At 38.6% G+C, this 12,770-nt stretch carries 13 protein-coding genes; 2 read left to right on the top strand and 11 right to left on the bottom strand.

Translation table 11 applies throughout. From position 1 onward, the window contains the following. Window positions 1–179: 179 nt before the first annotated feature. Window positions 180–866, top strand: coding sequence for an MBL fold metallo-hydrolase (locus BLP81_RS00415; RefSeq protein WP_093364172.1), 687 nt, complete (start codon window positions 180–182; stop codon window positions 864–866). A 61-nt stretch (window positions 867–927) separates the two neighbouring features. Here the strand turns inward: BLP81_RS00415 and BLP81_RS00410 are convergent, their stop codons facing one another. From BLP81_RS00410 to BLP81_RS00375, 8 genes are all read right to left on the bottom strand, one after another. Continuing rightward, on the bottom strand, window positions 928–1,689 hold the full coding sequence (locus BLP81_RS00410; RefSeq protein ID WP_093364170.1) for a pirin family protein: 762 nt from the start codon (window positions 1,687–1,689) through the stop codon (window positions 928–930). 160 nt (window positions 1,690–1,849) lie between these two features. Next, window positions 1,850–2,683 (bottom strand): DUF72 domain-containing protein, encoded by an 834-nt coding sequence (locus tag BLP81_RS00405; protein ID WP_143002793.1) that lies wholly within the window; start codon window positions 2,681–2,683, stop codon window positions 1,850–1,852. Between the two features lie 19 nt (window positions 2,684–2,702). After that, window positions 2,703–3,512, bottom strand: coding sequence for an NAD(P)-binding domain-containing protein (locus BLP81_RS00400; protein WP_093364163.1), 810 nt, complete (start codon window positions 3,510–3,512; stop codon window positions 2,703–2,705). Further along, on the bottom strand, window positions 3,512–5,833 hold the full coding sequence (locus BLP81_RS00395) for a M20/M25/M40 family metallo-hydrolase (RefSeq protein WP_093364160.1): 2,322 nt from the start codon (window positions 5,831–5,833) through the stop codon (window positions 3,512–3,514). Before BLP81_RS00395 ends, BLP81_RS00400 begins: the two co-directional genes overlap by 1 nt. Continuing rightward, window positions 5,833–6,183, bottom strand: a complete 351-nt coding sequence (locus BLP81_RS00390) for a hypothetical protein (protein WP_093364157.1) — start codon at window positions 6,181–6,183, stop codon at window positions 5,833–5,835. Before BLP81_RS00390 ends, BLP81_RS00395 begins: the two co-directional genes overlap by 1 nt. A 77-nt stretch (window positions 6,184–6,260) precedes the next feature. Next, window positions 6,261–8,159: an OmpA family protein gene (locus tag BLP81_RS00385; protein ID WP_093364152.1), complete on the bottom strand. Its 1,899-nt coding sequence runs from the start codon at window positions 8,157–8,159 to the stop codon at window positions 6,261–6,263. Window positions 8,160–8,177: 18 nt separating this feature from the next. Continuing rightward, window positions 8,178–9,107, bottom strand: coding sequence for a PorP/SprF family type IX secretion system membrane protein (locus tag BLP81_RS00380; RefSeq protein WP_093364693.1), 930 nt, complete (start codon window positions 9,105–9,107; stop codon window positions 8,178–8,180). 4 nt (window positions 9,108–9,111) lie between these two features. Continuing rightward, window positions 9,112–9,474 (bottom strand): T9SS type B sorting domain-containing protein, encoded by a 363-nt coding sequence (locus tag BLP81_RS00375; RefSeq protein WP_176752656.1) that lies wholly within the window; start codon window positions 9,472–9,474, stop codon window positions 9,112–9,114. Window positions 9,475–9,670: 196 nt separating this feature from the next. On the opposite strand from BLP81_RS00375, the gene hflX reads away from it, so the two are divergent. Continuing rightward, a complete protein-coding gene (gene hflX / locus BLP81_RS00370; RefSeq protein WP_093364147.1) occupies window positions 9,671–10,903 on the top strand; it encodes a GTPase HflX in 1,233 nt (410 codons plus the stop codon). Window positions 10,904–10,907: 4 nt separating this feature from the next. Here hflX and BLP81_RS00365 read toward each other — a convergent pair whose 3' ends face one another. From BLP81_RS00365 to BLP81_RS00355, 3 genes are read right to left on the bottom strand one after another with little or no spacing between them, the layout of a single operon-like run. After that, window positions 10,908–11,309, bottom strand: coding sequence for a response regulator (locus BLP81_RS00365; RefSeq protein ID WP_093364144.1), 402 nt, complete (start codon window positions 11,307–11,309; stop codon window positions 10,908–10,910). 2 nt (window positions 11,310–11,311) lie between these two features. Beyond that, window positions 11,312–12,328: a PAS domain S-box protein gene (locus BLP81_RS00360; RefSeq protein WP_093364140.1), complete on the bottom strand. Its 1,017-nt coding sequence runs from the start codon at window positions 12,326–12,328 to the stop codon at window positions 11,312–11,314. Further along, window positions 12,325–12,765, bottom strand: a complete 441-nt coding sequence (locus BLP81_RS00355; RefSeq protein WP_093364138.1) for a response regulator — start codon at window positions 12,763–12,765, stop codon at window positions 12,325–12,327. The genes BLP81_RS00360 and BLP81_RS00355 overlap by 4 nt, the downstream gene beginning before the upstream one ends. Window positions 12,766–12,770: the final 5 nt, after the last annotated feature.

Here is a 12,770-nt window from a genome sequence, read left to right as displayed (position 1 = left end):
TGGAAGGGAGCAGATTTGAATTAATTATTAACACCGGCTTCAGGGGAATTTTTTTCATTCCTGCAGTTTCGTGAATGAATTCTGGTTTGGACAAACCAAAACCTTAAGCACTTTGGATATAATTGTTGCAAAAAAAAAGTACATTGATGAATGATCTCTGAATTATTAAATTTCAGTGAATGAAAATCAAAATATTAGGTACCCGCGGAAAGATAGAAGAAAGCAAACCCTATCACAGCAAACACACTGGCTATTTGCTGGATAATACAATCCTGGTAGATGTGGGTGAACGGGAATTCCTGGATAAAAAGCCGGAGGCTATTGTTTTTACTCATTTTCACCCCGATCACGCTTACTTTGTGGAGCCTAAAGAGGAATTTGATCCGGGTGTACCGGTTTATGCTCCTGAAAACCTAAAACTGGTAAAAGGCCTTGAAGTGGCTGAGGGAAAATTCAAGGTTAAGGCTTATCAATTCACACCCATTCCGGTAATCCACAGTTTAAAAGTAAAGTCATTAGCCTATCTCATTGAAAAAGGAGACAAAAAGCTTTTTATTTCCGGGGATGTAGCCTGGATTGAGAAAAAATACCATGACCTGATAGAAGGTTCGGATCTGATTATCACTGAAGCCAGTTTCATCAAAAAAGGCGGGCAAATCCGCAGGAAAGACAACCAAATATTCGGGCATACTGGTGTCCCGGATTTGGTACGCATTTTCAAACCGCTTACCGATAAAATTGTATTCACCCATTATGGATCATGGTTTATCAAAGATGTACCCGAAGGTCGTAAAAAGATCAAATCACTCCAGGACGATGAGGCAGAACTGATAAGTGGTTACGACGGAATGGAGATTGAGTTTTAGCGGAATTAATATCCAGAAAAAGATTCTTTTCAACTTCCGGTCTTTTCTCTGTTGCCTAAGCTTACAGCACCCTATTGTTTTTAAGTTCAATTTCCTGATTCAATGGCTTTCCGGTAATCAGCATAAAACGAACTGCTTCATTTTTGCTTTTCACCTTAAAATTATCTGCTCCCAAATCTATCAGCAGTGCATCACCTGATTCAAGTAAGGTGTCTTCTGCGTGCAGGGTACCATTAATATCCCCTGGCAGATAAAGGATTGCCCGGTGTTGCTCGGGAATTTCGATTTTTTGTTCGGTATCAGCCGCAATGCTATAGTCCTGAAAAAGCACGGATGCTTTCACCTTCAGCGGTGATTTCTCAGACAGAATGCTGCGCACAAAACGGGCATCGGTTTCATTCACCGGCAAGTCATCGGCATGTTGTATTTGGTAAGACGCCGGATCATCCTTATTTTCTTCCGGCAGGTCGATCCATAAGCGAATGCCGTGGTTTAGCTTTTGCACCGGTTTTTCCGAATGTCGATAGCCATTTCCGGCTGTAAAGCGCTGGGCATCACCGCTTGCTAATTCTTCATTGTTTTCCAGTCCATCCGTGTGTTTGAGACTTCCGTCCAGCATATAGGTTACACATTCGAAACCTTCGTTCGTCTGATCATTAATTTCAGATTGTATATCCATGTGAAATTCATCCAGCAATACAAAAGGGTCAAAATGCCGTTTGTAGTTGTTAGGAAAAAGTCTTTTGTAACGAATTCCGTTTTCTTGCAGCTCTGTAGCTCCCATCTTTTCTATTCCATCTGTGGTTGATAATTTCCTTGCCATTCTAAAAGATTTTTAAGGTTCAAAAAATAATTACTCCTTTAAAATAATAAAAAAATTAGAAAAAGCTAAACCAATTAAAAATTTGTGTTAAGTGAAAGTTCTTTTTGAAATAGTATGTGGCCAAAGTTTTGTCAGCCCGGATCACCAGGACTTTATAAACTCAGTCACCCTTCAACATACCGGCTAAATCCAATGCATTTCCCGGGGCCTGGGCATTCACGTCATTATTGAAATAAATATAAGCACCTTTCGCTCCGCTCTCCCTGATTTTTTTAGTCCAGTTCTCCAATTCCTTTTTACTGTAATGGTAGTCATACCAGTCCTTTCCCTTACCGTGAAAACGGATATAAACTTTATCTGCAGTCTTAATCAATTCATCCGTGAAATCCGGGCTGGAAATGGAGCAGCAGATCACTGCATTCGCCTCCAAAATGGCATAAACCTCATCATCATACCAGGATTGATGCCGGAATTCAATCACATTATTACGCCTGTTATCCAGCGTTTCACAAAATTCTCGTAATTTATCATCATCGCGGTGTAAGTTGGGAGGGAGCTGCCAGAGGATGCTGTCCAGTTTATCTCCTAGAATTCCAGCTGCCTTATAAAATTTATCCACGTTATCCGCCACCCCGTTTAATTTCTTCATGTGGGTGATGTACCGGCTCCCTTTTAGTGTAAATCCAAAATTGTGCGGAGCGCTGTCGTGCCAGGATTGTATGGTTTCATCCTTCGGCAAATTGTAGAAGGTACCATTCACTTCCACCGAATTGAAGTTTTGAGAGTAATAGTTCAGCCAGTCTTTCTTAGGGACATCTTCGGGATAAAACTCTCCTTTCCAGTCTTTATAATTCCATCCCGAGCATCCAATCTGCAGTTTCATATCACTTTTCTTTTTGGCATTCTGGGCAATGAGTCGTGAGCCTGCCTGCGTTCCTTGGAAGGCAGGCCTGCCTGCGTTCCTTGGCAAAGGCAGGTCGTGAGTCAAAATCAAAAAACCCAATCCTCTAAAGTCACACCTTTACAGAAATATTCACCTGTAGCGCTCTGGACGTCCATGCCATGCTGATGTCTTTTCCTACTGACTTTTCTTCATGATTAAATTCTGGTTTAGGCAGGTCAAACTCTTTGGCTTTTTGGGTATAATAGTCCTCTTTAGAACCTTGAATAGCTTCAACGCCATGAAAAACCAATCCGAATTTTTCCTGCTGGATGATCTCTGAAATCAGTAAAATACAGTTATCTAAATGAATTAAATTGACTGGAGAATTGGGATTTTTTACATCGGTTTTTCCGGAAAGGTACTTGACAGGATGCCTCTCCTTCCCTACCAAACCACCAAATCTTATCACACTGGTTTTTGTTTCAGTTAAATTCAGAAGTAAATGCTCAGCCTGAACCAGTTGACTATTTTTAATTTCTTTTGGTGTAAATCGGTAGTGCTCGGTAAAAGACGGTAAAGATTCGTGATCCTGAAAAACCCCAGTGGAACTCACATAAATGATATTCTCAATAGCTGATGCTGAAATTGCCTTAGTAAGCTGTTCTAACCTGGACACAAAGCTCGAATTGGGATGTCGTCTTAAGCCAGGCGGAATGTCAATAATCAATAATTCAGAATCTTCTAAAAACGCCTGGATATCCCCTGTAATTTGGTCTTCCTGAAGTTCTATTTTATAGGGAATAAGGCCTTCTTCTTTCAGCGTCTGAACTTTTTCTGAAGAGGTTGTCGAGCCTTTCACCTGCCAGCCCCGCTGTATTAATTCTTTTGCCAGAGGTAAGCCCAGCCAGCCACAACCCAGTATGGAGATCTGTTTTTGCATTACAAATTCAATTTTTGTTTAGTGATAATGGCATCGTTTACCACAAAAGGCTTGGGGATTTTGGTGTTTGGTCTGCTTTTAACAGGCAGGTCTGGATGCGATAATAAATCGAAACTGATTTCATTAATAACAAATTCTAAAGCTTCGTCTTCGTATACTTCAAATTCAAAATACAGGGGCTCTTGATTAACCACATAATAATCGATCAGGTTGGGATGAAATCGATTTTGATGTACATGGTAAGCATCGGCTTCACCTGTATAAAAATCTGCCACCTCTCCATTAACTTTAAATGACTTGAAATTCGTCACGGAAGTTTCAGAAACCACAATTCTGTTCACGTCTCTTGAATAATTGAATGTAACTCTGAATTTTTTAAAGTTTGGCTGAGAGGCTACTAAGGTATCGATTTGAATATCTGAACCTGAAACGTCTATTAATGGAGCAGAAGAAGCCTTGGTATAAGCCGTATTATACTTGCTTTGGTGTTCGGCAGATGAAGTTAAGTCTTCGTAGGTTTCAAAATAGGGCGAAGTCCAGGAGTCCAGAAGCTCATCGTAGGTATTCCAGGAAGCCGTATTTGACTCCTTGTTCACTGTATAAACCAGACTATTAGGCTGTGGTCTTTCCTGTGTAAATTCTGCACCCAGATGTGCTTTGATAAAAAACCCGATGCCAAGGAGTAAAGCCATCGTAGCAACTCCTTTTTTTATGGAAAAATAACCGAATACGGGAATCAGACTTCCAAAAAGAAGAACGGTAAAAACAGCGCTTATGACACTCATTTTAAGACCAAGTCCTACGGGGAAGAATTGGACAAAGGGTGCCATAATGCTCAAGGAGGGCAGGATCAAAATCAGAAGAAAAAGATAGGAAGGGATTTGAAAGCGTATCATCAGGAAAAATGCAAAGAGTATAAAAACCAGGGGGATGATGAAGAAAGCAGCTCCTTTTAAGAAAATATTGATTAGGAATACTAAGATAAACCAAGTCAGGAGTGGTGCTACAATCATATTTTTGGGATTAAGCCTGTCATCGTAAAACTGGTAAATCGCAAACGTGATGAATAAGGTAATTGCCACAAAAAAGACGATATAATCATGTCCGTTATAGGTAAACCCCTGCAGTATAGAATCATACTCCGGATATAAAATAAGAATCCCCTGCCATCCAAAATAGGTAAGCAGGCCCGCCGTAATAAGACTTAAAAACCAGGGCACAAATCCCAGGAAAACTTCTCTTCTGTTTAAGGAATTAATTTTAAATCCAAAGAACAAAAGCGCCAGGAAGAGTATAAAAACAGCCGCATAAATTACCCAAACCCAGGAAAAGGGATAATGAAAAAGACCTAATCCCGTGACTGCAAAATAGACATCATCCTGCTCTGATGTTAAATCGGATAAATCCACACTGGAAAATTGCTTCAAAGTAGCCATCAGATAATCACCCTGGTGTGCCAGGGACCTCTTATCCAGGCGCTCTGGAACATCTAAAGCAGTATGGTAATCGTAGTGATCATCTATAAAGGCAAAGAAAAAGCTCGGAACATCAGCTATTTTTCTAAAAACGGTAGAATCTGTATCATTGGGTAATAACTTGTAAACACTGTACATTAGGGAATTGGCCAGGGGATGCTCTACCTGGGCTTTACCAAAAAGAGCGATTAAATTGGAATTTCCATAATTGGTTTCAACAATCATATTGCTTGGTCCTCCACTGCCGCGGGATTCAAAATTAAGGACTAAGCCGACCTCCTCTATCCAGGGATGCTCTTTGGCAAAGAGTTCGGCCCCGGTAAGTCCCACTTCTTCACCATCGGTAAAAACAATAATAATATCGTTTTGAAATGAAGGATCAGAAGCTTTAAAAGCTCTTACAGCTTCCAAAATTGTGGCCACACCGGAAGCTGCATCGGCTGCTCCATGAGATGAATGTACGGCCGAGTCGTAATGACTCAACAGCAGGAGTGCTTTGGAGTTGGCTTGCGGGTTAGTGGCAGGTAACCTCGTAATGATATTTTCCGGAATCGTAAGAACCCCCTCTTTGGTCAACACAAAGCCTTGCTGAGTTTGCACTTCAAGATTCATGTTCTGAAGTTGGTCAACGATATAATTTCGTTTTTTATTATGAGCTTCAGAGCCAATATAATGAGGCTTGTCTCCTATTTCTTTGACATGCTCATAAGCTCGTAAAGTAGAAAAATCTGTCGCCTGAGTTGATAAATCTGTAATTTCCGCAGGATATAAATCATAAAAAACATACCAAACTGAGGCTGCTATCACAAGCAGGCATATAATATCTTTATAAGCTCTTTTTCTCATTAATCCCGTTTTACTATGGCGTAATAATCATCTTCTAAAGGCAGGTAACCCTGGTCGTAAACAAAATAATAAACTCGACCTGTTTTTGTGGTATAAAGACTTGTAAAATAAGTAAAATTGAATCCTTTGGCTAGTAATTTATCTCTGGTAGTCTTCGTCTTTTGTTCCGTATTGATGCTTTTCAAGATCCTGTAGTTCTTTTTCAATCTATTATTAATATTCCTAACCATTTTCGTAGAATCGCTGTTAAGCCGGTTGTTGTAAGTACTCCTGCAATAGTCGGAACAGTATTTTTTGTCTATTCTACCCGTAATCGGTTCTCCACAAGAAAGGCATTTAGTTTTTTCCATAACAGACGAATTACTCACTAGTAAATATAAAAAAATCCCTCCACTAAAAGAAGAGGGATTGTATAATGAGACTGTATTTACTCAACAATCTTAAACTCAGATCTTCTGTTTTCTTTATGCTCTTCTTCTGTGCAACCAGAATCACAAGTGTTGATAAGCTCTGTTTCTCCTTTGCCTTCAGAAGTTAATCTAGAAGCGTCTATGCCATGTTCCACAAGGTATTTAACCGTATTTTTTGCTCTTCGTTGTGATAATTCCAGGTTATAATCTTCAGAGGCTCTTTCATCTGTATGGCTTATCACTTTGATGTTCATCTCAGGATTTTCTTTAAGAATTGCAATCAATTTGTCGAGCTCGAGTGCAGCCTCTGCTCTGATGCTGGCCTCATCATAATCAAAAAAGATACGTTCTTGTAAAACAAGCATTTCAGCTTCGGCAGCTGACATCTCCGGCTCCAAAGCAACTCTTATGAGCATTTGTGTGTCTGGGATTACCAAGGCATTCGACTGGCTCACATAGCCTCGTAAATTCACCTGCAGATCAAATTTCTGTCCAGTTGGCAAAAAGCTTTTGCTTAATCCCTTCAAATTTGTGCGGTTTCTAGAAAATTCCTGCTGATCCTCAGCATAAAAAATAACCTGAGCATCATCCAGAAATTCACCGGTTTCAGCATCCACAACTTCAACTAAAATGGACGTTTGCTCCAAGGGATAAACCAAACTTGCACTGTATATATCATCTATTCTTTCTCCTTTCTTTTTCTCTGTCCTGTTGGAAGACACGAATCCTTTTTCCTCATTTTTATAATAAGAAAAAGCAAAATCATCTGCATTGCTATTGAGTGGCAAGCCAAGGTTTTGCGGAGGTAAAAAGTTTCCAGAATAAGACTTGGAGTAGTAGACGTCCAGGCCTCCAAAACCCAGATGTCCATCGCTGGAAAAGTAAAGCACATTTTCTTCATCTACAAACGGGAAATTCTCTCTGCCTTCCGTATTTACAATCGGCCCAAGATTTTTGGGCTCTCCCAGGCTTCCGTCTTTTTGAATGTCTACTACATAAAGATCAGATGACCCATACCCCCCCGGTCTGTCACTGGAAAAATACAATTGAGTTCCGTCCGGACTCAAAGCTGGATTCGCATTGGAAAATGATACATCATTGATTGCCAAGTCTTGTACATCTTGAAAAACCCCATTAACAAGGCTTGCTTTATAAATTTGCAAATGATTTATGCCCTCTGCATCTTTACGGTAGTTTTCATTTAAATAGTCATTTCTGGTAAAATACATTGAAGAACCATCTCCTGTAAGGGCCACAGTTCCTTCATGAAATTTGGTATTGATATCCCCTTCAATTTCTTTTGCATTTTTAAAAGTCCCTGCAACTTCATCGGCTACATAAATATCTAAAGAAGGTTCTTCATCCCAGCCATAGGTTTTTCGCTTTTCATTCCTGGCAGAAACAAAGTATAATTTATCGCCCTGTTTATAAGCACCAAAGTCTGAATAATCTGAATTTAAGCTCAGCTTATTTAACTTGAACCTGGGTTCCATAGATTGTAAATCGAGAAGATAATCCGGGTTTTCAAGAAAAGCCAGCGCTCTAGAATCTCGTGGCGCTTTTGCTATAAAATCGAGCATTGCTTCTTTGTATTCTTCGTATTTTTCATTAATCAGCAGCGTTTGAGCGTACTTATAGTAGTCCTGAGCTTCTGCATCTCGGCTGCTTCTTAAGTAACGCTTGTAAAACTGTTCTGCCTCTTCAAAATTGGAAGTCCTGAAATGGGCTATTGCAAGTTGTCTGTAAACGTAACTCTCCGCCTTTCCTTTTTGAATCAATTTTTCGTAGGCTTCTATGGCATCAACATAGTCGAACCGATTAAAGTAGCGATCTGCTTTTTGAGTATCGCTATTTTGAGACCATAAACTCAAAGTAAACAAACAACAGAAAACACTAAGTATAGATAAGTTTTTCATCAGAGAAATAATTTCAGATTAAAAATAACGTGGAGAGACATAAGTTTTCTTATTGAAGAAAATATCAAAAATGACAAATGCTTCATAAGACGGCTCATTCAAACTGGAGGTTGTGGCGTCGTAGGCAACACCAATCTGAACCCAGTCTGCCGCTCGAACACTGGCCAGAGCACTTATAGCATCTTCATATCTATAAGATGCTCCAATCTCATACTTGTCATAAAACAAAAAGTTAGCATTAATATCAAAAGAAACTGCTGAACCGAATTCGGATTTCACTAAGGTAGAAGGCTTAAATTTGATGTATTCGTTCATATCAAACACATAACCTGCTGTTATAAAATAATGCTGCTGTTCAGAACCGAATGTTCTGCCATCAGCATCCACATGTGTTGAACTTAGAAAATTTGGTACGGAAAGACCTACGTAGAATTTATCTGTATAGTATAGAAGACCTGCCCCTAAATTCAGATAAGTTTCATCAATATCTTGTTGAAAAGCAGGATCTGCTTCATCCTGGAAATATAAATCTGTAAATCCGGTGCTTTGAAACCTTGCCCCTGCCTTTATACCAAAAGCTAAGTTTCCTTTTTTACCAAGGTCCAAAGTGTAGGAAATATCTGCATAAACATCGGTTTGATCGGTAGCACCAATCTGATCGTTTATACCGGAAATCCCAATGCCCCATTCGTTGCCCACTGGAGAATGTGCGTTAAACGTAAAGGTTTTGGGAGCACCATCTATTCCAGACCATTGCTCTCTGTAGAGCAGGCCCACAGAAAGATTTTCTTTAGAACCCGCATAGGCTGGATTTACCACCCCCATATTGTACATATACTGCGTGTACTGAGGGGCTTGTTGTGCAAAAATCTGTTGAAAACCGAACAAAACCAAAATTCCTAAAGTGAGGATATATCTTTTTTTAATAGAAAGAAGTTTATTTTTCATAGCCTTATTGTTCAACATTTATGTATAACTCACCTTTGAGGCTAGAGCCGTATTCCAAATCTTCAGTTTCAAAAGTTATGGTATAAAAATAGGTTCCGGTGACCAGACTATCGCCCTCGTCGCTTTGTCCTGCAAATTCATCTCTGTAATTTGCTTTTGAATAGATACTTCGGCCATTTCTGTCAAATATCTCCAGGCTTACAATTCCTGTTCGGTCTGCCAGACAAGACAAATCAAAATTATCATTAAGCCCATCTTGATTGGGGGAAATTCCTTTGGAGATAGCACAGGTGTTCTGTGCTCCATTAAGTTCGTCTGAATCATCTGAACTGCAGGAATAAGTTAACACTAAACAAGTGAAAACCATTAGATACTTTTTCAGGTTCATAAGAGTGTGGTTTTTTATAATAAACGAATTAAGGGAATTTTTAGTATTAAAGCTAGACTTCCTCGTGAAACTTAAGAGAATAATAAAGCAGAGAACTCAAAGTATACGTTTTGGAAATCTTAAATTCAGAATAGAACTGAAGTATTTTTCATAATTTTGCAGATCAACTTCATATATGATAGACGCCCAAAACACAACCTACGAAACTGCCGTACTTATTGGAATTATAAATCAATTTCAAGATGAGGAAAAATCCAAGGAATATCTCGACGAACTCGAGTTTTTGACCTACACTGCTGGTGGTGAAGTCATGAAACGATTTCAGCAAAAGCTGGATGTACCTCATCCCAAAACCTTTATCGGGAAAGGTAAGCTGGAACAAGTAAGGGATTACGTAGAAGAACATGAGATTGGTACAGCTATTTTTGATGACGAATTATCTCCTGCTCAGCAAAAAAATATTGAAAAGATACTGAAATGCAAAGTTGTTGACAGAACCTATCTTATCCTGGATATATTTGCTCAACGTGCCAAAACCAGTTACGCCAGCACACAGGTAGAGCTTGCTCAGTACGAATATTTATTACCAAGACTTGCAGGACTCTGGACTCACCTTGAGCGTCAACGGGGTGGTATTGGAATGCGTGGTCCCGGTGAAACTGAAATTGAAACCGACAGACGTATTGTAAGAGATAAAATTACCTTACTCAAGAAAAAACTGAAAACCATCGATAAACAGATGGCCGTTCAAAGAGGAAACAGAGGAAGCCTTGTAAGGGTTGCTCTGGTTGGCTATACCAATGTCGGAAAGTCAACGCTGATGAACGTGATCAGCAAAAGCGAGGTTTTTGCGGAGAATAAATTATTTGCCACCCTGGACACCACAGTCCGAAAGGTCGTGATTAGAAATCTCCCTTTTCTGCTCACAGATACCGTTGGTTTCATTAGAAAGCTGCCCACTCAATTGGTAGAATCTTTCAAATCTACCTTGGATGAGGTGAGAGAAGCCGATTTGCTTTTGCATGTCGTCGATATTTCTCACGAAAATTTTGAAGATCACATCGAATCTGTCAATAGTATTTTGGATGACATCGAAGCCAGGGATAAACCAATAATCATGGTCTTCAATAAAATTGACAGCTACGAAGCCGAAGCACTGGATGAAGACGACCTGATGGTAGAACGCTCTTATCAGCACTACACTTTGGAAGAATGGAAAAAAACCTGGATGCAGAGACAAGGCGATAATGTCCTGTTCATTTCTGCAACCGAAAAAGAGAATATCGAAGAGTTTAGAAAAAAAGTTTACGACACCGTTAGAGACATTCATATCACTCGTTTCCCGTATAATAATTTTCTATATCCAGAATATGATGCCTATACGGGTGAGGAAGAACAAGAGGACTAAATCTTTAATTGAACAGGGGGCGCAATTCCTCCTTAGTTTTCAAATCATTGAGTTTTTCGACACTCAAGGGTTTTTCCACAAACCCGATGGCAGCAGCATAAGTTACTGCTTTTTCTTTATCTGAAGGATCTATAGAAGAGGTCATAACAAATATGTAACAATACTTATCAAGGCCTTTTTTCTCTAACTCTTCCATAAAACCCCAGCCATCGAGATCTGGCATGTTGACGTCTAAAAAAATAACAAATTTTTTCTCTTCAGTTATATGCTCAGAAATATATGTGATGGTTTCATGAGCATCTTCGAAAGATTTAGGTGAACTTGAAAATCCTGAATGAATCATCATTTTTTCGTGAATAAAAAGCACCATTTTATCATCATCAACATTTAAAACTTCAAAATCCATTCTCAATTGGTTTTTTTGGGTTGAATTTGTGTTGCATTTTTGGAGATAGACCTTATTACCTTATCCAATTCTTTTACACTATTTTCTATTTCTTTGATAAGAAACTTTTGCTCTTCTTCTGAACATGAGTCGGTATTTATAAGTTCAATAATACCTAAAATTTTTGAGGCAGGCGAACGCATTTCATGTGAATGTTGCCAAGAAATTTCATTAAGCTTTTTATTCTGTGTTGCGAGAGCTTCAAAATGATTTAAACGCTCAGTAATATCGTTAGCAACAACCAACATCGCATTTTGATTCTGAAAATCAATGTTTTTTACAATTATTTCCGCTTTTATTTCTTCTCCAGATTTTCTTTTATAAATGAAATAATCTTTAAAGCTGTAGCTTTCTTTGTGCCTGATTTCTTTTAAAGCCCCTAAAAAGGCATCTTTTTCCTTAAAAAAAAGGATTTGCTGAAGGTGCATAGACAGAAACTCCTCCTTACCATATCCATAAAGCTCTAGAGCTGCTGAGTTTACATCCAGAAATTTGAAAGAATCTGTATTGTAAACAAACATGGCAATTGGGGAGAGATGAAAAAGATCACTGTATTTTTTTTCTGATGCAGTTATATGGAGCCTTTGCTTTTGTTTTTCGATGGTATAATTAATGCTCTTAAACAGTGAATTCGGGTTTAATTCGTCTTTGAATAAATAATCTGAAACTCCTAATTGAAGAGATTCTATGCAAAAATCAAGATTAAGCGAGCCTGTCAATATTATAACTGGAGACTGACCTGCTATATCAAGCACCTTTTTTATAAGTGGTTTTCCAGAATCGGCTGGCAAGGTTAAATCCAAGAAAATCAAATCAAATTTCAATTCGCTTAGCAGTAAAACTTCTCCCTTTTTGAAATTTAACGAATGATGAAAGGATAAATTTTCAAAGCGTTCCTCTAAGTATTCTTTTAGCAAAGCATAATCTCCTAGATTATCTTCGATAATCAACACTTCGAGAAATTCTTTGGTTAGGCTCATGATTTTGAAAAATTCGAAAGGTTCGCATATTTTGTCCAAAATTCTTCAATTTTGGTAACAGCATTCATAAAACCTAATGCATCCTGAGGTTTTGTTATATAGCAATTTGCATGATTTTGATAACAGGCATTAACGTCATTTGCTGAGGACGATGTTGTAAATATTACAACAGGAATCGCTTTTAAATCTTCATTATTTTTTAGAACCTTGAGAACTTCCATCCCATTGTATTTGGGAATATTTAAATCTAGTAAAATAAGATTAGGCGTTTCGACAGATTCAAAAGAGGCTTTTTTAAACAAATAGTCTAAAGCCGCCTTACCGTTGTTTACCACCGCATGTTGACATTCTAAATTCGCATCCTCAAAAGCTTCAGTAATCATCAAGACATCCCCTTTATTATCCTCTACTACCAAAATTATAAAAGGATGTCTCATTTTTT

It is taken from the genome of Psychroflexus sediminis (assembly GCF_900099815.1).
Classification (GTDB): domain Bacteria; phylum Bacteroidota; class Bacteroidia; order Flavobacteriales; family Flavobacteriaceae; genus Psychroflexus; species Psychroflexus sediminis.
This window is presented reverse-complemented; position numbering and strand designations above follow the sequence as displayed.